This window comes from Paraburkholderia caledonica NBRC 102488, assembly GCF_000685095.1.
Classification (GTDB): domain Bacteria; phylum Pseudomonadota; class Gammaproteobacteria; order Burkholderiales; family Burkholderiaceae; genus Paraburkholderia; species Paraburkholderia caledonica.
Window position 1 is genome coordinate 779,246 of sequence record NZ_BAYE01000001.1, and the last position, 25,163, is coordinate 804,408.

The following is a 25,163-nucleotide window of genomic DNA, read 5'->3' on the forward strand; positions in this document are numbered from 1 at the left end:
TTTTGTCCGGCATTGCATGGGTCGCATCGGCGACCCGCAACGCATATCATTGTCGCAGCCCGATTCTTTCGGATCGGGCGCAACCCACCGCACTCATTCGATGAAGCTGACACCTCGCGAGAAGGACAAGCTGCTGATCTTCACCGCCGCGCTGCTTGCCGAACGGCGCCGCGCACGCGGCCTCAAACTGAATTATCCGGAAGCGGTCGCGTTCATCACCGCCGCGCTGATGGAAGCGGCGCGCGACGGCAAGACCGTCGCCGAGGTCATGCACTTCGGCACGACGCTGCTCACCCGCGACGACGTCATGGAAGGCGTGCCCGAGATGATCCCCGACATCCAGGTCGAAGCCACGTTTCCCGACGGCACGAAGCTCGTCACCGTTCATCATCCGATTCCCTGATCCGCTGAATCCCGCTAAAACTATCAAGGCACGCCCATGATTCCCGGCGAACTCATCACCGACGACGGCGAACACGAACTCAACGCGGGCCGCGCCACCGTCACGGTGGTCGTGTCGAATACCGGCGACCGGCCGGTCCAGATCGGCTCGCACTACCACTTCTATGAAGTGAACGACGCACTCGCTTTCGACCGCGAAGCCGCACGCGGCTTCCGGCTGAACATCGCCGCGGGCACCGCGGTGCGTTTCGAGCCCGGCCAGGAGCGCACCGTCGAACTCGTCGAACTGGCGGGTGAGCGCATCGTCTATGGCTTCAACGGCAAGGTGATGGGCAAGCTGTGACGCGCCGCGCGCGCTCATCCGCTTGCACCGCCCTGCTCAATTCCGGACTGACATCATGACCTTACGCATTGGCCGCCGCGCATACGCGGAAATGTTCGGCCCCACCACCGGCGACCGCGTGCGTCTCGCCGACACCGAGTTGCTGATAGAAGTGGAGCGCGACTTCACCACGTACGGCGAAGAAGTGAAGTTCGGCGGCGGCAAGGTGATTCGCGACGGCATGGGCCAGTCGCAGCGCGTGCATGCCGATGTCGTCGATACCGTTGTGACCAACGCGGTGATTCTCGACCATTGGGGCATCGTGAAGGCCGACATCGGCATCAAGAACGGCCGCATCGCGGCTATCGGCAAGGCGGGCAATCCCGACATTCAGCCGAACGTGACGATCGCGATCGGCGCATCCACGGAGGTGATCGCCGGTGAAGGGCTGATCGTGACGGCGGGCGGCATCGACACGCATATTCACTTCATCAGTCCGCAGCAGATCGAAGAAGCGCTCGCCAGCGGCGTGACGACGATGCTCGGCGGCGGCACAGGGCCGGCAACGGGCACCAATGCGACCACCTGCACGCCGGGTCCGTGGCATCTCGAACGCATGTTGCAAGCAGCGGACGGCTATCCGATGAACCTCGGCTTCCTCGGCAAGGGCAACGTGAGCCAGCCGGAGCCCGCGCTCGAACAGATCGCGGCGGGCGCGATCGGCCTGAAGCTGCACGAAGACTGGGGCACGACGCCGGCCGCAATCGACAACTGTCTGTCCGTCGCCGACGACACCGACACGCAGGTCGCCATTCACACGGATACGCTGAACGAAGCGGGTTTCGTCGAAGCGACCGTGGCGGCATTCAAAGGCCGCACGATTCATACGTATCACACGGAAGGCGCAGGCGGCGGCCACGCGCCCGACATCATCAAGGTATGTGGCGAAGCGAACGTGCTGCCTTCGTCGACCAATCCGACGCGGCCCTACACCGTCAACACGCTCGAAGAACATCTCGACATGCTGATGGTTTGCCACCACCTGGACCCGTCGATTGCAGAAGACATTGCGTTCGCCGAATCGCGCATTCGCCGCGAGACCATCGCCGCCGAAGACATCCTGCACGATCTCGGCGCGCTTTCCATGCTGTCGTCGGATTCGCAGGCGATGGGCCGCGTGGGCGAGGTGATCATCCGCACGTGGCAGACCGCGCACAAGATGAAAGTGCAACGCGGCGCGCTGCCCGAGGACACCGCACGGCACGACAATTTCCGCACGAAGCGCTATGTCGCCAAGTACACAATCAACCCGGCAATCACGCACGGCATTGCGCATGAAGTCGGTTCTATCGAGCCCGGCAAGTGGGCCGATCTCGTGTTTTGGGAGCCCGCGTTTTTCGGCATCAAACCGTCGTTGATCCTCAAAGGCGGCATGATCGCAATGGCGCAGATGGGCGATCCGAACGCGTCGATTCCCACGCCGCAGCCAGTGCATTATCGCGAGATGTTCGCTACACGCGGCGGTGCACTCGGACGCACGTCGCTGACTTTCGTTTCGCAACTCGCCGCCGACGCAGGCGTCGCGGAGCGCTATGGCCTGAACAAGCGTATCGTTGCTGTGAAGAACTGCCGCAACATCACGAAGGCGGACATGATTCACAACGCGTGGCGCCCGTCGATCAGCGTCGATCCGGAAACCTATCAGGTGATCGCCGACGGTCAACTGCTGACCTGCGAACCGGCGACTGTCCTGCCGATGGCGCAACGCTATTTTCTGTTCTGACCATGCGCACACTCGACAAACTGGTTGCACCGCATCTCAAACTCGCGCCGGTGCTGGTCAAGCGCGCGCCGACGCTAACGCTTGCTTTCGACGAGCGTCGCAAGAGCCGCCTTGCGGCCACGCTCGACACCGGCGAAGAAGTGGCCGTGCTGCTGCCGCGCGGCACGGTGCTGCGCAACGGCGATGTGCTGGTCGCGGACGATGGCGGTCTCGTGCGGATAGTCGCCGCGCCGGAAGCGGTGCTGGTGGTCCGTGCTAAAGACGCGTTGACGCTCACGCGCGCGGCGTACCACCTGGGAAATCGTCATACGCCGGTGGAAATCGGCGCGGACTATCTGAAGCTCGAATACGATCCGGTGCTGGCCGATATGCTGAAGCGTATCGGCGCGACGGTCGATCAGGTTTCGATGCCGTTCCAGCCAGAGTCCGGCGCTTACGGCGGCGGCCATAAGCACGGCCACGACGAGACGTTCGCCGAAGACTATGCATTGGCGCAGCAGGTGTTCGGCGAGCATCATGGGCATGAGCATTCTCATGATCACGAACACGGGCATGGCCACGCGCACGATCACGGGCACGAAGGCCACGTCCACGACGAATCTTGCGGCCACGCGCATCACCATCACCATGCGCATCGCTGAACTTACCGCGCTACTGCACCTCGCCTCGCCGGCGCTGCCTATCGGCGCCTTCAGCTACTCGCAGGGTCTGGAAGCAGCGATCGAAGCGCAACTGATCACCGACGCCGATTCGGCGCGCGCCTGGATCGCGAGCGGCCTCACCGATGTGCTCGCGCATGGCGAACTGCCGTTTCTCGCGCACCAGATGGAGCGCTGGCGCACACACGACGCGGACGGCCTCGCGCAGGCGAATGGCGAATTCCTCGCGAGCCGCGAGTCGGCCGAGTTGCGGCGTGAGACCGAACAGATGGGCTGGTCGCTGCGGCAATTGTGCGCGTCGCTCGAATGGGGCGATGCGGCGCGCCGCGCGACGCTCGCCTCGATGGCGCCGCTCGCGCAACCCACGGCGTTCGCTTTTGCAGCCTATGCACACGATGCCGCCGTCGACGCCGCTCTTGCCGCATACGCGTTCAGCTGGGTCGAGAACCAGGCCGCCGCAGCATTGAAAGCCGTGCCGCTGGGACAACTGGCGGGGCAACGCATCATCGTCGCGTTGCGCGAGCCGATCAATGCGGCGGTCGAGCGCGCTTTAGCCACGTCGCCCGAAAACATCAATACTTTCGCGCCGCAACTCGGCATTCTGTCGGCACGTCACGAGTCGCAGTATTCGCGGCTTTTTCGCTCATAAAACGATCCATCATGAACGCACCTCATCATCCCGCTCACTCGTCCGTCCGCACGAAGAAACTGCCGCCGCTGCGTGTGGGCGTCGGCGGCCCGGTCGGCTCGGGCAAGACCACGTTGCTCGAAATGCTCTGCAAGGCGATGCGCGAACAGTACGACCTGGTCGCGATCACGAACGACATTTATACGAAAGAAGATCAGCGCCTGTTGACAGTGGCGGGCGCGTTGCCGACCGAGCGGATCATGGGTGTGGAGACGGGCGGCTGTCCGCATACCGCGATTCGCGAGGACGCGTCGATCAACCTCGAAGCCGTCGATCGCATGCTCACGCGTTTTCCGGATGCGGACATTGTCTTTATCGAATCAGGCGGCGATAACCTCGCGGCGACCTTCAGCCCGGAACTGTCGGACCTGACGATTTACGTAATCGACGTGGCAGGCGGTGAGAAGATTCCGCGCAAGGGCGGCCCGGGCATTACGAAGTCTGATCTGCTCGTGATCAACAAGACGGACCTCGCGCCGATGGTTGGCGCCAACCTCGACGTCATGGCGTCCGACGCGAAGAAAATGCGCGGCGAGCGGCCTTTCGTGATGAGTAATCTGAAGGCGCTCGACGGGTTGGACGACGTGGTGCGGTTTATCGAGCGAAAGGGGTTGTTGAAAGTTTGAGGGCAAACGCTGAGTCTCTTCAGCACTTGCCCTCACTCCGGCAACACCGCCATCAACACATCCACGGTACGCGCAGTCGCCCCGCGATGACGCGCGGCAAACGCCGAGGCCGCGCCGCCCATCATGAGCCGTCGCGCCTTGTCGTTGAAGAGTTCGCGCAGCGCTCGCGCCAGATCGGCCGGATCCTGCACCTGCACCGCTGCGCCTGCGGCGACTGCATCGGCCGTGGCCTGCGTGAAGTTGAACACATGCGGCCCGATCAGCACGGGCACGCCCACCGCGCAGGCTTCGATCAGATTCTGTCCGCCGAGCGGCAACAGACTGCCGCCGATAAACGCGAGGTCCGAGGCCGCGTAATAAGCGCCCAGTTCGCCCATGGAATCCCCGAGCAGCACATTCACGTCCGCCGGCAAAGCGGGCACACCGCCGCTCGCAGCCGCTGACGCAACCTTCGCATCGGGCGCCCACGTCGAGCGTCGCGCGAGTCGCAGCCCGGCTTTCTCGACGAGCGCTGCAACTTCGTTAAAACGCTGTGGATGGCGCGGCACGAGAATCAACAGCGCATTCTCAACAGCGAGGGCCGCGAACGCCTGCAACACGAGTTCCTCTTCGCCTTCGCGTGTACTTGCCGCTACCCACACCGGTCGGGCGCCGATTGCCGCGCGCCACGCATGACCACGCGCCGCCAGTTCCGGCGGCGTGCTCATGTCGAATTTAAGATTGCCGAGTACCGCGACGTTGCGCGCGCCAAGCGCCGTCAACCGTTCCGCGTCCGATGGGCTCTGCGCCAGCACACGCGCAAAGCCGCCGAACACGTCTTTCGTCGCGCCGCCGAATCTGGCCGCCCGCTTATATGAGCGCGCCGACATCCGCGCGTTGGTCAACACCAGTGGAACGTCGGCGCGCCGGCATTCGTCGATCAGCGTAGGCCACACTTCGGTTTCCATTACCAGACCGAGCGACGGCCGCCACGCGCGCAAAAAGCGCCGCACCGCGTGCGGCATGTCGTACGGCAGATAGCTGCGCAACACGCGGTCGCCGAAGATCTGCTCGCCGGTCGCGCGACCGCTGGGCGTCATATGAGTCAACAGAATGCGTGCGTCCGGACGCGCTTTGATGAGCGCGTCGATTAGGGGTTGCGCGGCGCGCGTCTCACCGACCGACACCGCGTGCACCCAGATCAACGGCGCGTCGTCTTCGGGCAGACGTCCGCGAACATAGCCGAAGCGCTCCCCGATATGTTGCCGATAGCCACGCTCCTTGCGCGAACGGATCAGCAGACGCAGCACGGCAACCGGCGCGATGATCCACCAGAGCGCGTTATAGATTGCCCTTAGCATCGGCGCTCCGCATGATGCAACCGCACCGCGTGCAGCTTGCGAATACCGTGCCGATGCAATGGACCTGGCGTCGCCGCATGGTCAGCCGCCGGCGCGCGACAGTGCACAAAGTCTGGCGAGCCCGAATGAACCGCGGCGCTCAAACCAGCGCCCTGCCCTTCAGGCGTTCAAGTATGCCGAGCGGCGCACATTCGGGTTGCACCATTGCCTTGACCGGCAGGAAGAACGTCTGCTCGAGCATGAACTGACCGGACATCACCGCATGCGAAGTCTGATCTGAGAAGCACACCCACACGCTGCCCGGCGGAAACGGCATGGTCTCCTGCGGACTCGTCTTCTGATATTCCATGTCGGCCTTCATGCCGTCGTGCAGATGGAGCATCAGATGGTCGTACTCGCTGCGCGGCGATTTCGTTACGTGCAACAGATTCAGCAGCCAAGCTGCGCCCGGCATTTGCGGCTTGATGCGCGGCAGAAAGCGTTTGGCCATGTCCTCGAACGGTTCGCCGACTCGCCATACGCGCGGCACGCCATTCGGATTGACGTTGGTGAACACACGCAGAATGCGTTCGCCGTAATTGGGCCGCGACGGAAAAGCGTCCACATGCAAGCGGCTATCGTCCTTGCGCCATGACGTTTGCCGTGTTTCCACCTGATGCAGCCGCAAACTCGTGGGCGCGACGCGCAGCTTGCCGTTGTATTCGGGAAAGAGCCCGTCGACGAGCGTGCGCGCATTCGTTTGATAACGCGCGATCAACGCGCGCACCGCGGACTGCGTGACCGCGTTGCCGGCCACGCCATGCAATGCGCCGCCGTTCGGTTCAAGGCTGATGTTCTTGCGGTTCGGATCGGCCAGCGCGGGGTCGAGCAGCGCCTGCTCGCCGCCTTCAATCGCGAAACGCAGGTTCGGGAAATACAGCACCTTGCCGCGTTCGACTCCGGCGAGCAGCGTCTCACGCGGCACGGACAGGTTGCGCGCGTGCCAGTCGGCATTCGCTACTTCGATGATCTGGGTTTCGTTCATGATCGCCCTTGGAAACGGATGACGCGTGAGGCGAAGCGCACCGGACGAATCACAACAGTCCGAAGCCGGCAAGCGCGGACTTCACCTGTTGCAGCGTGGGCGGTTGCCCGGCCGTGCCGAGATTGACGACATTCGGCGACCAGTAGCCGCCGGTGCGCCACGCGGTCGCGAAATTGTACAACTCGACCGTGGGCCGCTTAAGCGCCGCCGCGATGTGAACCAGACCTGTGTCAACACCGACCGTCGCGGCCGCGCCTTCAATCAGACCGACCACCGCCGGCAACGACAGCCTGGGCGGCACGATGGCCGCCGCGCCGAACTCTTTCGCGAGACGCTCGCTCGTCTCGCGCTCGGCCTCGCTACCCCAGGGCAAGACGATCGACGCGCCGCGCCGCACGAGCGACTGCCCCAACTCGATCCACGCGGTATCGGGCCATTGCTTGTCGGCACGCGAGGTTGCATGCACGAACACCACGTAAGGCACCGGAAGATTGAGATTTGCCGCCGACAACGCCAACGCGGCGCGCCGCGTGTCGATGCCAAAATCAATTTCGTCGGTAGGTTGCGGCTTCGGGTCGTTCAGCGCAGCCGCCACCAGTTGCCGCGTGCGCTCGACCACATGCGTGCGCGGCTCGATCGGCACGCGCTTGTCGTAAAAGAACCGCACCGGCCATTCAAAGCCCGCGCCGTCAGTGCGATTTGCAAGGCCGACGAGCGGTCCGCGCGCCATCTTCGCGACCCACGCGGTCTTGATGAGCCCCTGGCAGTCGATCACCAGATCGTAGTTCTCGGCGGCGAGCGCACGTCGGAATGCGCTTATCTCGCGCCAGTTGCCGATCGACAGGATGCGCTTGCGCCAACGGCGCAGCGACACGGGAATCGCGCGCCGCACGCCGGTCACGAGTTCGACGAGCCCCACGAAGCTTTCCTCGACGAGCCAGTCGATCTGCGCCTCGGGATGACGGCGCCGGATGTCGGCGATCACCGGCATGTTGTGAACGACGTCGCCCAACGACGACACCCTCACGATCAATATCTTTTGCACGCTCAAGAGTGGGAAAACCGGCTATCCGGCCCGAAGATGCATTGAAAGAAGTCCAGCGAAACCTAGCGCTTCGCGTGAGACTTCCAGCGAGAGACGACAGAACGTAGACGTTATGTCACCAGGACGGCAATTCTAGCGCGACCCGGCAGACTGGCATGAAAAAACGCGGCGCGGTAAGTGAAACCCGCGCCGCGTTCTGGCCGATGGCCACGGCTCGCCAGCAACGCCAGCGAGCCGGGCCGCCGTTCGAACGTTTAGAACGGCAGCTTTGCGTCGGCCTTCTCCGCGAGAATCACTCGGCGGAAGTCTTCCTGAATGCGCTTGAGTGCCGCGTCGTTATCGGCTTCAAAACGCATGACCACGACCGGCGTGGTGTTCGACGAACGCGCGAGGCCGAAGCCGTCGGGGTACTCGACGCGCAGGCCGTCGATCTTCACGACGTCGTCGGCGCCGGTGAATTTCGCGTTCTGCTGCAAGCGTGCGATGAGTTCGAAGTTCTCGCCTTCCTCGAGTTTCAGTTGCAGTTCGGGCGTGGAGTTCGAGTTGGGCAGCGAGTTGAGCAGCTTGCTCGGGTCTTCCACGCGCGTGAGGATTTCCAGCAGACGCGCGCCCGTGTACAGGCCGTCGTCGAAACCGTACCAGCGGTCCTTGAAGAACACGTGGCCGCTCATTTCGCCTGCGAGCGGCGCGCCGGTTTCGCGCAGCTTCGCCTTCACGAGCGAGTGGCCGGTCTTCCACATGAGCGGCTCGCCGCCCTTGTCCTTCACCCACTTCGCGAGATTGCGGGTGCACTTCACGTCGTAAATGATCTGCGCGCCCTTGTTGCGCGACAGCACTTCTTCGGCGAACAGCATCAGCTGGCGGTCCGGATAAATGATCTGGCCGTCTTTGGTGACGACGCCGAGGCGGTCGCCGTCGCCGTCGAAGGCAAAGCCGATTTCCGCGTCCGTTTCCTTCAGTGCGCGAATCACGTCCTGAAGGTTTTCCGGATGCGCTGGATCCGGGTGATGGTTCGGGAAGTTGCCGTCGATTTCCGTGAAGAGTTCGACGAGTTCGCAACCGAGCTTCTTGAAGAGCTTCGGCGCGAGGCCGCCGGCGACGCCGTTGCCGGTGTCCACGACGATCTTGATCGGGCGCGTGAGCTTGACGTCGCTCGCAATGCGCTCGAGATACGCATCGGCAATGTCGTACTCGGCGTAGGTGCCGCTGCCTTCGGAGAAGTTTTCGTCGACGATGCGTTGATGCAGCGCGAGAATCTGTTCGCCGTAAATCGCGGAGCCGCGCAGCACCATCTTGAAGCCGTTGTAGTCCGGCGGATTATGACTACCGGTCACGACGATGCACGAATCGATACGCCGTTCGCCGCCTTCGAGTTGCAACGGCACGCTCGCCGCAAAGTAGCCGACCGGAGTGGGCACCATGCCGACATTGACCACGTCGACGCCGGCCGCACGCAGCCCGTCCGACAATGCCTGGATCAATTCCGGGCCCGACAGGCGACCGTCACGCGCGACCACCACGGCGTCGCCGCCTTGTGCACGCACTTCGCTGCCGAACGCACGACCGATCGAACGCGCTGCATCGGCATCGAGCGTCTTGCCGATTACGCCGCGAATGTCATATGCCTTGAAAATAGATTTGGAGATCATGTTGGCTCACTTGCGTGCAATGGAAAATTTTGACCGGCGCAGTCATGCTTAATCGGTAAATCATAGCGATCGGACATGATGCTGCGCCCTTGCCGGAAGCAATCCGGTTCCAACTTATAATTGCGCTTTTCGGACCAGCCTGGTAATGCCATTCTAATGCTTAGACGCCCTCCATTTGTAAAGTTGCCAAGGCCGCCCGTGCCTCGACGGCCAGCCAGGTGGGCAGACTCGCGCCGAACGCATTGGCGGGCACTTACCGGATGCTGACGCTCAAGCGCTTTGCCAATCCCGACGTCACGCGCGCGTTCACGAATATTGTCTGGCTTGGCCTCGAACGGCTCACGCAGATCGGCGTGGCCATTGCGATCAGCGGCATGCTCGCGCGTTACTTCGGGCCGGACACGTTCGGCAAATGGCAATACGCCAATACGCTGCTGCTGGTGCTCTCGCCTATCACCTGGGTATGCGGCGCGGAGATTCTCGTGCCCACCATTGTCGAGCGGCCTCCCGCGCAGCTCGGCACCGTGCTCGGCAGCGCGTTCGCGCTGCGCTTTTCGGTGTCGGTCGCAGCATTGCTGCTGACGTGGCTCGGCATTGCACTCAATCTGTTCGATCCGCTCGTCGGAGCGATGCTTGCGGCGCTCGCCGTCACGATGCTGTTTCGCGAACCGTTCGTCGGCGTGATCAATGCGTGGCTGCAGAGCATGACGTACAGCAAGCCGCAATTGCTCACCAGCATGAGCACGGCGGTTATCAAGGCGGGCTTCGTCTATCTGCTCGTGCGCGCCGCTGCGCAACCCGCGCGCTTCGGCTGGCTGTGGGCGCTCGAGTCTGCGGCCATTGGCAGTGTACTGGTGGTCTATTACATTCGTCGGCATGGCGGCAAGCTGCGGTTACATTTCGACCGCTCTCTCTTCAAGCACTTCGCGAGCGCGGGCACGGTGTTCTGGCTCGGCCTGATCTGTATGTATCTGTTCCTGAAACTGGATCGGCTCATGTTGGAGCGGGCCATCTCATTTGCCGATCTCGGCCGCTATTCCGCCGCGCAGCAGTTGAACGAGAACTGGATCACGCTCGCGCTGATGCTCGCGCAGACCATCGCGCCGGCGTTCGTCTACCGTGTGCAGCAGGCCGCACAGTTGCGCCGCAACGTCTGGCGCCTTACCGCAATGACCGCCGCGTTGATGGTCGCGGGCGCCGCGGTGCTCGATCTGCTCGCCGGCTTCATCATTCGCCGCGTGTTCGGGCCGGGCTTCGAAGGCGCGATCGAAATTTTCCGCTGGGCGGTTTGGCTCTCCGTGCCCGCCGGCATCGAGGCAATCGGCAATCTGGTCGTTCTCAAATATCAGGCGAAGTTCGTGTTGCTGTTCAAATGGCTGCTCGCGCTCGCCGTTGCATTCGTCGTCAATCTGCTGGCGATTCCGCGGCTCGGCGCTTATGGCGCGCTCGTGGGCCTTGCATGCGGTTATCTCGCTGCGGCGTCGGTTAATCTTTATTACATCCGTTTCAAATTGCGCCCATGACGCTTACCGCCGTCGACACGCCGCCGCACTGCCTCGATGACGTCGCGGTGCTGATGCCCGCCTTCAACGGCCAGGCCGACGTCGATCTTACGCTCGCGTCGTTCAATGAAAGTGCGCTGGTGCACGTTCTGATCGTCGATGACGGCAGCACGCCGCCCATCGTCGCGCCAACGCTTGCGAACCTGCAAATCGAAGTGTTGCGCATGCCGCAGAACGGCGGCATCGAGCGTGCGCTGCAAACCGGTATCGACGCGCTTGCGCAGCGCGGCTTTCGCTATGCCGCTCGTATAGACGCGGGCGACCGCAGCGTGCCGCAACGGCTTGCGAAGCAGCGCGCATACATGGAAGCACACCCCCAAGTGGCCGGGCTTGGCATGTGGACGCAGGTGGTCACGCGTGCGGGCGCACCGCTTTTCATGCTGACGCCGCCCGCCGAAGCCGCGGCGATTCGCCGACTGCGGTTCTTCCGCTCATGCCTCGCGCATCCTTCCATGATGCTGCGCATCGACGCCGTGCGCGCCGTCGGCAATTACCGTGCGGCCTATCCGTCGGCGGAAGACCTCGATCTGTTCGTGCGTCTGATGGAACGTTACGACTGCGCGAACCTGCCGGAGCTGGGCCTTTACTACGAACTGAACGAAGGCGGCATCAGCGCGTCGAGGCGCCGCCGCCAGGTGCTCTCGACACTGCGGCTGCAACTGCGCTACTTCAACGTCGCGAATCCCTACGACTGGTTCGGTCTCGCCAAGAATCTGCTGCATCTCGTGACACCGTACCGCGCGTTGCAGCGGGTCAAACGCAGCCTTCTCGCGCCGCGCGCGACTCATTGATCCGCATAGTCACGTCCGTTCGTCCTTTCATTCACCGCCGAGCACGTTCCCGCATGAAGCCAGCCTTGAAGTCGACGCCCACGTTGCGCATTACACTCGTGTGTAACACCGCCTGGGCAATCTACACGTATCGGCAAGGGCTGATTCGCATGCTGGTGGGACGCGGCGTCGACGTGACGGTGCTCGCGCCGCGCGACCGCACGTTCGAGTTGCTCACGGCCATGGGCTGCCGCTGCATCGAATTGCCGGTCGCCTCGAAAGGCACCAATCCGCGCGACGACCTGCGCACGTTGTACACGCTGTACCGGCGCTATCGCGCGATCCGCCCGCACGTGGTGTTTCATTACACGATCAAGCCGAATATCTACGGCTCGATAGCCGCGAAACTGGCGGGCGTGCAGTCGGTTGCGGTGACGACGGGGCTCGGTTATGTGTTCATCCAGCGAAGCCGAGCCGCGCTGGTGGCCAAAAAGCTGTATCGTTTCGCGTTCCGTTTTCCGCGCGAAATCTGGTTTTTGAATCGCGACGATCAGACAGCGTTTGTCGAACAGAATTTGTTAGTGCATCCTGAACGCGCCCGGCTGTTGCACGGTGAAGGCGTCGATCTCGAACAGTTCGGCTTTACGCCTCTGCCCGAGCGCGCGGAATTCAAGTTCGTCCTGATTGGCCGTTTGCTGTGGGACAAAGGCGTCGGCGAATACGTGGAAGCCGCACGGCAGCTTCGCCAACGTTATCCGCAAGCGCGTTTTCAGCTGCTCGGTCCAGTCGGCGTCGACAACCCGAGCGCGATCACACGCGACGAAGTGGCGGCCTGGGAACGGGAAGGCATCGTCGACTATCTCGGCGAGGCACACGACGTACGGCCTTTTATCGCCGATGCGGATTGCGTCGTCTTGCCGTCATATCGCGAAGGCGTGCCGCGCACGTTGATGGAAGCGTCGGCGATGGGCCGGCCGATTGTCACGACCGACGTGCCGGGCTGCCGCGAGGTGGTAACGCAAGGGGTCAATGGACTGCTTTGCGAAGCGCGCAGCGCGGAAAGCCTCGCCGCGGCGCTCGCCGGAATGCTCGATATGAGCGGCGCCGAGCGCCGCGCCATGGCAGAACGCGGCCGGCAGAAAGTCGCGCAGGAGTTCGACGAACGCGTCGTCGTCGAAACGTATAAGGACCTGGTGCAAAAAATGACAGGCGTTTTACTTTAACGGAGCAACAGCATGACCACGAAGGGCACGATTCTGGTAACGGGCGGCGCGGGCTTCATCGGTTCGCACACCTGCGTTGAACTGCTGAACGGTGGCTACGACGTCGTGGTAATCGACAATCTCGTGAACAGCAACCGCGAGTCGCTGCGGCGCGTGGAGCGAATCGCAGGCCGCGCCGTCGAGTTCTACGAAGCGGACGCGCGCGACGAGGCAGCGCTCAACCGTGTTTTCGACGCGCACCCGATTACCGGCGCCATCCACTTTGCCGCGTTGAAAGCGGTGGGCGAGTCGGTTGCGAAGCCGATCGAGTACTACAGCAACAACGTGGGCAGCCTGCTCGCGCTGCTCGGCGTGATGCGCGATCGCAACGTCAAGCAGTTCGTGTTCAGTTCTTCGGCGACGGTGTACGGCGTGCCGAAAAGCTCGCCCATCGACGAATCGTTTCCGCTGTCGGCCACGAACCCGTATGGTCAGTCGAAGCTGATTGCCGAACAGGTGTTGCGCGATCTCGAAGTGGCCGATCCCTCGTGGCGCATTGCCACGCTGCGCTATTTCAATCCGGTCGGCGCGCATGAAAGTGGGCTGATCGGCGAAGATCCGGCGGGCGTTCCGAACAACCTGATGCCGTATGTCGCGCAGGTCGCGGTCGGCAAGCTCGACAAGCTGCGCGTGTTCGGCGGCGACTATGAAACGCCCGACGGCACCGGCGTGCGTGACTATATTCACGTGGTGGATCTCGCGCGCGGGCATCTGGCCGCGCTCGATGCGCTCGTCAAACGCGACGCGAGCTTCGTCGTCAATCTCGGGACGGGCCAGGGTTACAGCGTGATCGACGTCGTGAAGGCGTTCGAGAAGGCGTCGGGGCGGCCGGTGCCGTATGAGATCGTGGCGCGCCGTCCGGGCGATGTGGCGTCATGCTTTGCCGATCCGCGCGCCGCATTGGAACTGCTCGGCTGGCGCGCGGAGTTCGGTATCGAAAGAATGTGTGCGGATCACTGGCGGTGGCAGTCCGCAAATCCGGACGGCTTTCGCTGATCCCTGTCGCGGCGAGGTTGCGCGGATGCCACTAAACGCGGCATCCGTGCATTTCTGCCCGCTGTCTCCCGCCCCCTGCTTCCGCCTGACTCCCTTTTCTGGTACCGCCACGACGTTTTGCTGAGTATGCAGCCCGATGTCTGATTCGCGACAGGGATACGAGCGCTTTACTTCACCCAGGCTGCAAAGCCCGACACGCTGCCAGCGCTGCCGCAGACGGATGGTGCTGCCACACCTTTGCGCAGCGTTGAGGCCGCCCCCCGGTTCGCCGCATCCCATGCTAGTGTGTCACTGGTGCCTTCAGACATGTGCGACGTGACACGATAGTCCACTTGTCTTTCTTTCCCAATCAAGCCAGTTCGCCCCGCCTCAAGGATGCACGCCGGGTAGAAGACGCGTATCCAGCGCAAACCGCTCGTCGTTTCGAAGCCTGAAAGTTCCGGTTGCCGTCGCAGTGTCGATCAGAAGATTCCACGAATGGCCGCTGACAACACTGGGGATCAAGACCAGAGGATGCTCGGACAACAGTGCGTCACCAAACGCCTGCTGATTGGGACTGATGGTGCCGGACTGAAGCCAGTTGGGATTGGGAATGGCCGATTTCTGGAGGACATAGACAGGTGCCGCATCAATTTCGACTTCCAGCAGTCGATGCGGGACTGTGTCCAGCACATTGAAACCCTTGTGCACGGCCACTTCAAGGATGGTGGTGGCCGGGTCGAGCGACGTGTAGATCACACGTCGCCCCTTTGAGGACCAACGACCTCCAACCTGAAAGGCGCCTTCTGCTGTGTCCCACGTGGGCACGTACTTTTCGCGCTCCAGTCGCCAGGCGACGAAACCGCTGCTGCCCAAAGCAGCCGGCAGCGGCGTCAAGCGTAAACCCCGTAGTCCATTCTGGTGAGCAACGCCTTGACGAGTTCCGTTCCTTCAGAGCTTTGCAGCAGGTCGATCGGCCGTCGCTGATCCAGCGCCAGGGCTGGTTTCAGGAGCCAGCGTTCGGCCTCCTCCTGGGAACCAAGCACGTCGATCGCGTGCTCCGTTATAGCGGCGAGCCGAAGCAGTCGGTCACTGGCGTTGCTGTCGAGCCGCCGGTCCGCGTCCTTCCCCCGCTGAAGCGTTCTCTCACTTACGCCGATGGCCTGCAGAACAGCATCCTTCTGGACTAGTTCATAGGAATCCATCATGGTCCTCGCGAGCAGAACCGGCAGACCTCGGGTGACCATATCGTGCACCATGAGCGGCTCCATGTCGGCGAACCGTTCGAGCCCTTTTGCGCTCAGGCGGTCCATGTGCGAATCCGCCGGTTTCGCACGCTCCCGGTCATCATGCTGTGACTCGCCCCGCGAATGAATCAACAGCCCAATTTCATGCAGTAACTTCCCGAAGCGCGCCGCTCCGATGGAAGGAGGCGCTTCTACGGGCTTTTCGACTGTGGCAACCATACCGGACTCCTTTCCGTCATGTGTCGGTCAATTATACGACACGTGTCGCACGCATTCAACGTGGATGCGTCACGGATGCGCGACCGCTCTCGACGCGTGTCCGGGCGGCTGACGCCGAGCGTTGGGTGGGCCGCGCAAGCGGGACGACGTCGGCCCGGCAATCCATGCCGCAGGAGGACAGGGGAAACGGGCAGGCCGTCGGGGCCACCGCCGGCGCCGCGACGCAGGACGCATGTCGACCGCCACGACCGGGTCCCGGCCGCCCTCTTCCTCGATATCCAGGAACGAAGGGTATGAAAGCCACAACTATCTAGCCCCTTCGTTTTCGGAATTCCGCAGCGGCGCGCGCGAAGGCAATTCTCGGCGCAATATTAAAAAATTAGGTCGCATCTCGATGCGAACTGTCACCGATCTTGAAATCTGATTTTCAGGTGATAAATAGGCGTTCTGTCGACAGCATGGCCGGATCGCTGGCCGTTCACGTTCACGCCGCTCGGACGTTCAAGCGTCGGCGCCGCACCCGCGACCCGCCATTCGCCATCCGCCATCCGCCATCCGCCATCCGCCATCCGCCGTCCGCCGTCCGATCGTAAGGGCCACCGTCATGCGCTATGAAGCCCGCAGACCTATTGAATCGCGACATGAAAATAGCGGATGTCGGAGTTCCGGATCTCCACCCGAAAATCAGGCGCATTCGGGTCGAATCATCGTCTCCGGTTGCAAGGTAGCTGCCCTGGGGGCCTCGGAACATATCGGAAAGGGCAAGGCCGCGTGTTACCCGATTGTCCAGGGCCTACGGAGATACTCGCCGAGAAAGTCGACAAAGGTCCTCAGCTTGACCGAAAGCTGGTTGCGCTCCAGATAGATCGCGTGGATGTCGGCATCCGGCAGCGACCAGTCCGCGAGCAATGGCACGAGTTGGCCGCGGGCGAGATGTCCCTCGATTTCCCACTGCGATCGCACGACGAGTCCGCGACCTTCGAGCGCCCAATGAAGCACGACGCTGCCGTCGTTGCTGGCCAACGCCCCATCGACCTTGACCGTCTCCGTGCGCTTGCCACGAGAGAAATGCCATGTGCCGTAAGCCGACTCGTTCTCGCGGAGAACAATGCACGCATGCCGTGTCAGATCGTGTGGCACCGAAGGCTTGCCGTGCCGCGCCACGTAGTCGGGCGACGCGCACACGATTCGCCTGTTCTCGAGCAGGAGCCGCGCGTTGATGCGCGCATCGGGAACCTCGCCGAAGCGAATGCCGAGATCGAAACCCTCGTCCTGAAGACTCATCGGCCGGTCCGTGAGTTGCAGCAGGATTTTCATTGCCGGATAGCGCTCGACGAACTCCGACACCGCCGGCGCGATACGCGCGCGCCCGAACCCAAACGACGCATTCACCCTCAGCAAGCCGGTCGGTTCGCCACGGCTTTGCGTGACGCGATGCTCCAGTTCCGACAACTCGTCCAGAATGCGCGAGCCGCTCGATAAGTAGAGCTCGCCCTCCGGTGTGAGGCTCAGACGTCGCGTCGTGCGGTTCATCAAGCGCACGCCGAGGCGCCGTTCCAGTCGCGCCAGCCGCTTGCTGATCGCCGGCGGCGTCACGCCTAGCTCGCGCGCGGCCGCCGCCAGATTGCGGTGCCGCGCCACGAGTGCGAACAGGCTCAGGTCCGAGAAACCATCCATCTGCGTGCTCCAAGATCCGCCGATTCATTCCTTTAAGTTACGGCCGGAATGCTTTCAAGGAAACCAAATCGTTTGATTCATCAATTAGACTCGAATCACGATCAGGAGACAACCATGTTTGAAGGTTTCAGCAGCGTGTCGGCGACCGTCGACGACGTACGCATTCACGCAATTCGGGGCGGGCGCGGCCCCGCCCTGCTGCTCTTGCACGGGCATCCCCAAACGCATGTGATCTGGCACAAGGTGGCGCCGACGCTGGCGAAGCATTTCACAGTGATCGCTGCCGATTTGCGCGGCTACGGCGACAGCGGCAAGCCGCCGGGCACGGCCGATCATGTGAACTACGCGAAGCGCCGCCTGGCGCTCGATCAGATCGGACTCATGCGCTCGCTTGGACATGAATCCTTCGCGGTGATCGGCCACGATCGGGGCGGGCGCGTCGCGGCTCGCATGGCGCTCGATCACCAGGATGTCGTGACGCGCCTCGTGACGCTCGATGTTGCGCCGACGCTCGCGATGTATGAGCAGACCTCGTTCGACTTCGCGCGCGCGTATTGGCACTGGTTCATGCTGGTGCGTCCCGCTCCGTTCCCCGAGACGCTCATCCGTGCGGACCCCGATCTATATCTCAGGCAAACCATCGGTGCGCGTAGTGCCGGTCTCGCGCCGTTCACGGCGGCGGCTTATGCGGAATATCTCCGTTGTCTGTCCGACCCCGATACAGCTCACGGCATCTGTGAGGACTATCGCGCGAGCGTGACGATCGACCTCGAACACGACCGCGCGACGCTCGCATCGCCGCAGCGGATCGGTTGTCCGTTCATGGCGCTGTGGGGTGCTGAAGGCGTGATCGAACAATGCTTCGATCCGCTCGCCGAATGGCGGGCGTATGCGCCGAACGTGCAGGGCGAGGCGCTGCCTTGCGGCCACTACATCCCCGAGGAAGCGCCCGGCCAGCTTCTCGAACGCGTGCTGCCATTTCTAACCGAGTAATCCCATGTCCGAACGAACCCTTTACCAGAAGCTCGTCGATTCGCACACCGTGTCGCGTATCGACGAACTCAACGTGCTGCTGTACGCCGATCTGCATCTGATGAACGAGTACACCAGCCCGCAAGCATTCAGCGCGCTCAATGCACGAGGCCGCGCGGTGCGCCGTCCGCGACAGCAGCTCGCCGTCGTGAGCCACATCATTCCAACGCACGCCGAGTCGCCGCGCGTGATTCGCGATGCAGCGTCACTGTTGCAGGCGCAGAACCTGGCGAGCAACTGCGAACGCGCTGGCATCCGGCTTTTTGGGGAGAACGACCCGCTGCAAGGCATCGAGCACATCGTCGCGCCCGAACTCGGGCTGGTTCGCCCCGGCATGGTCGTGCTGTGCGGTGACAGTCATACGACTACGTACGGCGCGCTCGGCGCACTGGGCTTCGGCATCGGCACGTCTGAAGTCGAGCACGTGCTCGCGACGCAAACGCTCGTGTACCGGGTCGCGCGGACCATGCGCATCACGATCGATGGCGCCCTTCCGTATGGCACGTCGTCGAAGGATGTCGTCATCTGGATGACCAGCAGGATCGGCGCGCAAGGCGCGCGTGGTTATGCCGTGGAATTCGCCGGTTCGACGATCGCATCGCTTTCGGCCGAGGCGCGCATGACTTTGTGCAACATGACGGTCGAAGTCGGCGCGCGCGCCGCGCTGATCGCGCCTGATGCGATTACCTACGAATACGTGCGCGCCCACACGCCGTCACTCGACGATACGGCGTGGAAAGCCGCAATCGAGGACTGGCGAGGCCTGCATTCCGACGTCGGCGCGCACTTCGACGCCGAGCACCGCTTCGACGCGCGGAACATCGCCCCGTTTGTCACTTGGGGCACCAGTCCTGACCAGGCTATCGCCATCGATCAACCGATCCCCGACGAAGCCGCGCAAACGACGCCCAGCGCCGCCGCATCGCTGCGCCGCGCGCTCGACTACATGGGACTCACGGCCAATCGGTTGCTTGCGGGCACGCGGATCGACCGCGTGTTCGTCGGCTCGTGCACCAACGGACGCATCGAAGACTTGCGCACCGTGGCCGCCATCGTGCGCGGCAGGCACATCGCGGCAGGCGTGCGCGCGATGGTTGTGCCTGGCTCGGGCAGCGTGCGCCGGGCGGCCCAGGAGGAAGGCATCGCGAAGACGCTAATCGACGCGGGCTTCGAATGGCGCGAGCCAGGCTGCTCGATGTGTCTCGCGATGAACGACGACGTGCTCGGCGCCGGAGAACGCTGCGCGTCCACCACCAACCGCAATTTCGAAGGCCGCCAGGGACGCGGCGGCCGCACGCATCTAATGAGTCCGGCGATGGCGGCGGCCGCCGCGCTGACCGGCTGCATCACCGATGTCCGCACGCTGGAGGTACCTGCATCATGACCCGACTCACGATCATTCAGGGCAGCGCCGCGCCGTTGCCGATCGACAATCTAGACACCGATCAGATCATGCCGAAGCAGTTCCTGCGCATCATCGACAAAGCGGGGCTCGCCGACGGTCTGTTGTACGACCTGCGCTTCGACGAGCAGGGTGCGCCTCGGGCGGACTGCGTTCTCAACCGGAGCGCTTACGCGAACGCGAGCATCCTGATCGGCGGCGCGAACTTCGGCTGCGGGTCGAGCCGCGAACACGCTGTGTGGGGATTGCAGCAATACGGCTTCCAGGCCGTCATCGCGCCGAGCTTTGCGGAAATCTTCTACTTCAACGCAATGAATAACCGTCTGTTGCTCGTGCAACTGGAGCCCGACGCCATCGATGCGCTGACACACCAGGCGATCGAAACGCCCGGCATATCGATGTCGATCGATCTCGAAGAGCAGATGGTGAGGTCCGCGTCGGGTGAGCGGTATGCGTATCCGATTGGCGCTCGCCACAAGCGCATGGTGATCGAAGGCATGGATACCGTCGACCTGACGCTCGACTCCCTTGCCGAGATCGAAGCGTTCGAGCGGTTGCATTTCGCCCGGCATCCCTGGGCGCAAGTGATGTAACCGCACTTCCCGCCGCGCGGCGCAGCGGCGTCCCTGTTTTCGCCAGGCCGATTCCCCTCCGATCGAAGAAGGGAAGGGCTTCCCTTTGCCTCAATCAACGAGGAGACACATGAAACGCAAACCGTTCTACACGATTCTCTATGTCCAGGTGCTGGCTGCCATTATTGCCGGCGTGCTACTCGGCCACTTCGCACCGCAAGCCGCGGTTGCGTTGAAGCCGCTCGGCGATCTGTTCATCAAGCTCGTGCGGATGATCATCGGGCCGGTGATTTTCTGCACGGTCGTGACGGGCATCGCCGGCATGCAGGACATGAAGAAGGTCGGCCGTGTCGGCGGCAAGGCGCTGCTCTATTTCGAAGCGGCATCCACGCTTGCCCTGGCGATCGGTTTGCTCGCCGCGCATGTGCTCGCGCCTGGCAAGGGCTTCAATGTCGATCCGGCGACGCTCGACGCGCGCGCCGTGTCGGGCTATGCGGCGCAGGCGGCGCATGGCGACGGCATCGCCGGATTCATCGCGCATGTGATACCCGAAACGTTTGTTGGTGCGCTGGTTCAGGGCGATATCCTTCCCGTGCTGCTGATCGCGATGCTATTCGGCACCGCGCTGGCGCTGATGGGCGAGCCCGCCGCGCCGGTCACGCACCTGGTCGAGACCCTCTCGAAGGCGTTTTTCCGCATTGTTCGCATGGTCACCAGTCTCGCGCCGATCGGCGCCTTCGGCGCGATGGCCTTCACGATCGGCCGATACGGCATCGTCTCGCTGCTGCCGATGCTCAAGCTCATCGGCGCCTTCTATCTGACCGCATTTCTGTTCGTGGCGATCGGGCTCGGCATCGTCGCGCGTCTGTGCAGGTTCAGTCTCTGGCGTTTCCTGTTCTATATCCGCGACGAGCTGCTGATCGTGCTCGGTACGTCGACGTCCGAAGCGGCGTTGCCGCAACTAATGGACAAGCTCGAACGTATGGGCTGCCCGCGCGGTATCGTGGGGCTAGTCGTGCCGACCGGTTACTCGTTCAATCTGGATGGCACCAACATCTACATGACGCTCGCGGTGCTGTTTCTCGCGCAGGCGACCAATACGCAGCTGTCCTTCGCGCAGGAAATCACGCTGTTGCTCGTCACGATGCTGACCTCGAAAGGATCGACGGGCGTGACGGGCGCGGGCTTCATCACGCTTGCTGCAAGCCTGTCCGTCGTGCCGACCGTTCCTGTCAGTGCGATGGTGCTAATTCTCGGCATCGATCGCTTCATGTCCGAATGCAGAGCGTTGACCAACATCGTGGGCAATGGCGTGGCGACGATCGTGGTATCGGCGTGGGAAGGCGGGCTTGATCGAACGAAACTCGCAATGGCGTTGGGCGATGCCGGGCAGGTCGAAGGCTGTTTGCATTCACCGGGCCCATGCGAACCGACCGCTAATGATCGCGAGACGGTCCCTTACAAATGATCAAGTCGGGTGACCCATCAGGATCGCGCATGGAGATCATGGCGCATGCCGATGCGCTTGCCCAAAACAAAGCCGTTGAGCATAACCTGTAGCATTCAACACCGGTTAGTTTCGAGCCGAAGCAGATCTGCTTCTTCGCATCGTTCGCATTGGGATGAATTGAACTCTGTAATTGTGCCGCAACGAGCAACATTGTTGCGGAACGAATGCAGATGCTGGTGCGCTCTCCACAGACAATCGACCGATGCGAACGCCCGGGCTAGCGGGCTCCCCATCTCCAGGAGGCGTTTTTTCCGAGGGGGCCGACGCGAAACGTCATGCCTGAGGACCGGGCGGCGGGATTTGCTCGCCTTGCTCGTTCAGTGCCGGAACCTTCTAATCTACCACCACCCCGTGGAGCCTAGACCGACTGGTCTGCCGCCGGCGTCTTCCCCCGATCTCCTTCGCGCCGGTATTGTGTATCATAGGCGGTCAGAAACTACTTCCCTTAGCTAAGCGACCGGTCTACGCGGAGAAAATTATGCAGCCAGCAGCGCACGAACATCAGACCCGGTCAGAAATACTAGCGGCCGGTCAGCGACGTATGAGTCGCAAGGGCTTCACCGCTGTCGGACTTACCGAGATATTGAAAGAGGCGGGCGTGCCAAAAGGCTCCTTCTATCATTTCTTCGCATCAAAAGATGCATTTGGCGAAGCTTTGCTCTCAGACTATTTTGAGGCTTACCATCGCAACATGGATGAGATGTTTTCGAAGCATGGTCTGACGGCAGCCGAAGGGCTTATGCTTTACTGGGCAGGATGGCGGGAGCACCAGTTGGCGTTCGACTATCAGGGCCGCTGTTTGGCCGTCAAACTCGGCGCTGAAGTGGCTGACTTATCTGAAGCGATGCGCCTGGTCCTCAAAGAGGGTACAGCAGGAATCATTTCGCGGTTAACCCGCGCAATCGAAGCCGGGGTCGCGGACGGCTCTGTGGCGGTCTCCCAACCAGCTCTGGACGTTGCTTCGGCGCTGTATTCCCTGTGGCTTGGTGCCAGTGTCATGGCAAAAATTGAGCGCAACGATGATCAGTTCGAGCGGGCTCTGAAGGCGACCCGGCGCATGCTTGGGATAACAGGCGCCAGACGTTAATGGCGGCGGCCCGTTGTTGTTGTTTAAACCGCATGGCGCAGAATCTTTCGATCGTCTAGTGCACCACCGGAAAATCCGGAACCGGGGCGAGTCTCTATGGAGAACCGCAAATGTCAGTGCTGACTCTTTGCCAAGAGCCGCCGGTGTCAGTGATCCCTGGTTGGCTTCAAACCGCAAGCTCGGCGCCCGCGATCGCCGCGTCAGTGGCGCGGGCGCACACATCAGGCTCTTGAAGCTAAGGCGCCCGCGGCCAATAAGGTCTTGCGTAGCTAAACCCACGTTGACATCCGCGAAAGCCGGGACTTCTTTCGCTGCGGCTGCCTCTGTTCCCCCTTAACGAATTCGATGAATGCTTTAAACGGAGCGGAGTTCAATCTGCTCGAGGAATACAGTTGAGGTCCTTCGAATTGATGCCACCACTCATGCAAGACGGGATGTAGCTCGGCTTTCTAAAAAGGGGGTTAACCAGTTTTCGAAGGTGCCGATGACGCCCCGTCCTTCGCGCGCAAATCGGATTGCTGCCGAAACACCATCCACACCGACGATGCGGCGGCCAGGCGGATCGAGTCGGACCGTTTGCGGGCCACGCTCAAATAACCACTCGACAAGGGCGCCGCTCGGAAAACGCAACTGGATGCATTCGTGGTTCAGCAAGTCGCTCGGGTGTTCGGGAACACCGCGAGCGGCCAGGTAGCCGGGAGCAGCCGCCCACGCCATCCGCTGGTGAGCGGGCCCAATTGGCAAGGCCATGGTGTCTAGTGCAAGATGCTCGCCGAATCGGATGCCAGCGTCGCAACCCGCTGCCACAATATCGACAAGCTGGTCATCCACCATGATTTCAACCCGAACCTGCGGATGCGCTTCCATGAAGCAATCGATGATCGGCGGCAGGATATCAACCATCACTGCGCCCGTCACGTTGAGTTTCAAAAGCCCACGCACCAGGTTTTGGGAACTAGCGGCATCACACAACGCGGCACGCGTTTCAGCCATCAGTGGCGCGACACGGGTAGCAAGCGTGCGTCCGGTTTCCGTTGGCATGACGCTGCGTGTCGTGCGGATCAGCAAAGGCACGCCCAACTGCGCTTCAAGGTGCGCGATCCGCTCGCTCACGGTGGAGGGGGACAGCCGCAACCGTTTGCCGGCAGCCCGAAAACCTCCAGCATCTACGACAGCGAGGAAGACCGGGAGCAGATCAAGAATCGATTCGTCACGGTGATTGTTCGGCATGGCGATCAGTCTGTCCGAGTTCTACAGGATTAAAAAGGGCCGTTCAGATTACAGTGGCCGCAGGCTCATTCTGGAGGACAGAACATGAACGCCGCTCGAACCGTCCTGATCACCGGCGCTAACAAAAGCATCGGATGAAACTGCTCGACAACTCGGTCGACTGGGATACCAGATTTAGCTTGGTTGCCGCGACGTGGCGCGCGGAGAGGCAGCCCTGAAGTCTTTGGTAGCGGAGGGCCATGACGTCCGGCTCCTGACTATTGACGTGACCCGAGACGAAAGCGTACGTGCCGCTGCGGCGCGAGTACGGGATGAGGACGGCCGACTCGATGTGCTATTAATAACGCCGGCATTCCAAGCGACCCTCACGCGGCGCCCAGCCAGCAACCGATGGAAAACATCCGTGCTGTGTATGAGACGAACGTCTTCGGCCCGATTCGGGTGACTCAGTCGTTCGTGCCGCTGCTGAAATCTGCTGGTCGGGGTACCGTCGTGATGGTGAGCAGCAGACTCGGATCTATGGGCTGGCTGTTCGACCCGGCAAACCAGTGCTACGGCGTGAATATTCTCGGCTACAACAGTTCCAAGTCGGCACTGAACGCTGTTGCGCTGGCCTTTGCAAAAGAGCTCGCGTCAGTCGGCATCAAGGTCGACGCGGTCGACGCGGTCGATCCGGGCTACACCGCCACCGATTTTAACAACCACTCGGGCTATCGCACGGTGAAACAGGCGGCCGCAGGCATCGTCTGGCTCGCGACCCAAAACCCGACCGAGCCATCCGGACGCTTTTACTTCGAGCAGGATCAGATTCCTTGGTGCAAGATCGTTTGCGTACCGCGCATGCATGCGCGGCATTGTATTCCTCCCCACGCCCGGCGTGCCGCATTGCACTTCCCGTCCGTCGTCGGATACGACCGAGCGATCCTGCCGCCGCCCGCCGGGGTGCGGTGCAGTAGTGAGGTCTCCGGCCCCCGCGTTAGCTTGGGTAACAACGGGGCTGACGACGAGCGCGATGCACGCCATCTGCCCTATTGCGGCACAACCCGCGGCCGGTCACCCATGCAAGAAGCCGCGCGCTAG

24 protein-coding genes are annotated in these 25,163 nt (G+C 62.3%); 16 read left to right on the forward strand and 8 right to left on the reverse strand.

The genetic code is table 11. The annotated features are described in order from the left end of the window. Positions 1–100: 100 nt before the first annotated feature. The 6 genes from BCA01S_RS03595 to ureG are packed head-to-tail and all read left to right on the forward strand — an operon-like array spanning position 101 to position 4,480. On the forward strand, positions 101–403 hold the full coding sequence (locus BCA01S_RS03595) for an urease subunit gamma (protein ID WP_027775738.1): 303 nt from the start codon (positions 101–103) through the stop codon (positions 401–403). A gap of 36 nt (positions 404–439) precedes the next feature. Then, positions 440–745 carry an urease subunit beta gene (locus BCA01S_RS03600; RefSeq protein WP_027775739.1) on the forward strand — a complete coding sequence of 102 codons (306 nt, stop codon included), beginning with the start codon at positions 440–442 and terminating at the stop codon, positions 743–745. Positions 746–800: 55 nt separating this feature from the next. Next, the gene (ureC, locus tag BCA01S_RS03605; RefSeq protein ID WP_027775740.1) at positions 801–2,507 is read left to right on the forward strand and encodes an urease subunit alpha; all 1,707 of its coding nucleotides are present in this window, start codon (positions 801–803) and stop codon (positions 2,505–2,507) included. Between the two features lie 2 nt (positions 2,508–2,509). Beyond that, a complete protein-coding gene (gene ureE / locus BCA01S_RS03610; RefSeq protein WP_027775741.1) occupies positions 2,510–3,148 on the forward strand; it encodes an urease accessory protein UreE in 639 nt (212 codons plus the stop codon). Beyond that, positions 3,135–3,815 carry an urease accessory protein UreF gene (locus BCA01S_RS03615; RefSeq protein ID WP_027775742.1) on the forward strand — a complete coding sequence of 227 codons (681 nt, stop codon included), beginning with the start codon at positions 3,135–3,137 and terminating at the stop codon, positions 3,813–3,815. The genes ureE and BCA01S_RS03615 overlap by 14 nt, the downstream gene beginning before the upstream one ends. 11 nt (positions 3,816–3,826) lie before the next feature. Then, entirely contained in the window at positions 3,827–4,480 is a 654-nt protein-coding gene (ureG, locus tag BCA01S_RS03620; RefSeq protein WP_027775743.1) for an urease accessory protein UreG, read from the forward strand. Positions 4,481–4,512: 32 nt separating this feature from the next. Here ureG and waaA read toward each other — a convergent pair whose 3' ends face one another. From waaA to BCA01S_RS03640, 4 genes are all read right to left on the reverse strand, one after another. Beyond that, the gene (waaA, locus tag BCA01S_RS03625; protein ID WP_027775744.1) at positions 4,513–5,820 is read right to left on the reverse strand and encodes a lipid IV(A) 3-deoxy-D-manno-octulosonic acid transferase; all 1,308 of its coding nucleotides are present in this window, start codon (positions 5,818–5,820) and stop codon (positions 4,513–4,515) included. 139 nt (positions 5,821–5,959) lie between these two features. Continuing rightward, the gene (gene kdoO, locus BCA01S_RS03630; RefSeq protein ID WP_020065109.1) at positions 5,960–6,844 is read right to left on the reverse strand and encodes a Kdo hydroxylase KdoO; all 885 of its coding nucleotides are present in this window, start codon (positions 6,842–6,844) and stop codon (positions 5,960–5,962) included. Between the two features lie 49 nt (positions 6,845–6,893). Further along, positions 6,894–7,895, reverse strand: a complete 1,002-nt coding sequence (gene waaC / locus BCA01S_RS03635) for a lipopolysaccharide heptosyltransferase I (protein WP_020065108.1) — start codon at positions 7,893–7,895, stop codon at positions 6,894–6,896. A 248-nt stretch (positions 7,896–8,143) separates the two neighbouring features. Further along, positions 8,144–9,538, reverse strand: coding sequence for a phosphomannomutase/phosphoglucomutase (locus tag BCA01S_RS03640; protein WP_027775745.1), 1,395 nt, complete (start codon positions 9,536–9,538; stop codon positions 8,144–8,146). Positions 9,539–9,798: 260 nt separating this feature from the next. Between BCA01S_RS03640 and BCA01S_RS03645 the strand changes: the two genes are divergently transcribed. The 4 genes from BCA01S_RS03645 to galE are packed head-to-tail and all read left to right on the forward strand — an operon-like array spanning position 9,799 to position 14,128. Continuing rightward, positions 9,799–11,061: an oligosaccharide flippase family protein gene (locus BCA01S_RS03645; protein ID WP_027775746.1), complete on the forward strand. Its 1,263-nt coding sequence runs from the start codon at positions 9,799–9,801 to the stop codon at positions 11,059–11,061. After that, on the forward strand, positions 11,058–11,891 hold the full coding sequence (locus BCA01S_RS03650) for a glycosyltransferase (protein ID WP_027775747.1): 834 nt from the start codon (positions 11,058–11,060) through the stop codon (positions 11,889–11,891). The genes BCA01S_RS03645 and BCA01S_RS03650 overlap by 4 nt, the downstream gene beginning before the upstream one ends. A 53-nt stretch (positions 11,892–11,944) precedes the next feature. Next, positions 11,945–13,093: a glycosyltransferase family 4 protein gene (locus BCA01S_RS03655; protein WP_027775748.1), complete on the forward strand. Its 1,149-nt coding sequence runs from the start codon at positions 11,945–11,947 to the stop codon at positions 13,091–13,093. Between the two features lie 12 nt (positions 13,094–13,105). After that, a complete protein-coding gene (gene galE / locus BCA01S_RS03660) occupies positions 13,106–14,128 on the forward strand; it encodes a UDP-glucose 4-epimerase GalE (protein ID WP_027775749.1) in 1,023 nt (340 codons plus the stop codon). Between the two features lie 369 nt (positions 14,129–14,497). Here galE and BCA01S_RS03665 read toward each other — a convergent pair whose 3' ends face one another. From BCA01S_RS03665 to BCA01S_RS03680, 3 genes are all read right to left on the reverse strand, one after another. Beyond that, the gene (locus BCA01S_RS03665) at positions 14,498–15,004 is read right to left on the reverse strand and encodes an RES family NAD+ phosphorylase (protein WP_027775750.1); all 507 of its coding nucleotides are present in this window, start codon (positions 15,002–15,004) and stop codon (positions 14,498–14,500) included. Then, entirely contained in the window at positions 15,001–15,573 is a 573-nt protein-coding gene (locus BCA01S_RS34385; RefSeq protein WP_244145917.1) for an Xre family toxin-antitoxin system antitoxin, read from the reverse strand. Before BCA01S_RS34385 ends, BCA01S_RS03665 begins: the two co-directional genes overlap by 4 nt. Positions 15,574–16,347: 774 nt before the next feature. Further along, complete coding sequence (locus BCA01S_RS03680) at positions 16,348–17,250, reverse strand: LysR family transcriptional regulator (protein WP_027775751.1); 903 nt, start codon at positions 17,248–17,250, stop codon at positions 16,348–16,350. Between the two features lie 114 nt (positions 17,251–17,364). Here BCA01S_RS03680 and BCA01S_RS03685 point away from each other — a divergent pair, with 114 nt between their 5' ends. From BCA01S_RS03685 to BCA01S_RS03705, 5 genes are all read left to right on the forward strand, one after another. After that, positions 17,365–18,243, forward strand: coding sequence for an alpha/beta fold hydrolase (locus BCA01S_RS03685; RefSeq protein WP_027775752.1), 879 nt, complete (start codon positions 17,365–17,367; stop codon positions 18,241–18,243). Between the two features lie 4 nt (positions 18,244–18,247). Further along, positions 18,248–19,666: a 3-isopropylmalate dehydratase large subunit gene (gene leuC / locus BCA01S_RS03690; protein ID WP_027775753.1), complete on the forward strand. Its 1,419-nt coding sequence runs from the start codon at positions 18,248–18,250 to the stop codon at positions 19,664–19,666. Beyond that, the gene (gene leuD, locus BCA01S_RS03695) at positions 19,663–20,277 is read left to right on the forward strand and encodes a 3-isopropylmalate dehydratase small subunit (protein WP_027775754.1); all 615 of its coding nucleotides are present in this window, start codon (positions 19,663–19,665) and stop codon (positions 20,275–20,277) included. The genes leuC and leuD overlap by 4 nt, the downstream gene beginning before the upstream one ends. A gap of 109 nt (positions 20,278–20,386) precedes the next feature. Next, positions 20,387–21,724, forward strand: a complete 1,338-nt coding sequence (locus BCA01S_RS03700) for a dicarboxylate/amino acid:cation symporter (RefSeq protein ID WP_027775755.1) — start codon at positions 20,387–20,389, stop codon at positions 21,722–21,724. Between the two features lie 520 nt (positions 21,725–22,244). After that, the gene (locus BCA01S_RS03705) at positions 22,245–22,853 is read left to right on the forward strand and encodes a TetR/AcrR family transcriptional regulator (RefSeq protein WP_042317837.1); all 609 of its coding nucleotides are present in this window, start codon (positions 22,245–22,247) and stop codon (positions 22,851–22,853) included. Between the two features lie 420 nt (positions 22,854–23,273). On the opposite strand, the gene BCA01S_RS34390 is transcribed toward BCA01S_RS03705, so the two are convergent. Beyond that, complete coding sequence (locus tag BCA01S_RS34390) at positions 23,274–24,083, reverse strand: LysR family transcriptional regulator (RefSeq protein ID WP_208459213.1); 810 nt, start codon at positions 24,081–24,083, stop codon at positions 23,274–23,276. Between the two features lie 390 nt (positions 24,084–24,473). Here BCA01S_RS34390 and BCA01S_RS38780 point away from each other — a divergent pair, with 390 nt between their 5' ends. Beyond that, entirely contained in the window at positions 24,474–25,163 is a 690-nt protein-coding gene (locus tag BCA01S_RS38780; RefSeq protein ID WP_063831969.1) for an SDR family NAD(P)-dependent oxidoreductase, read from the forward strand.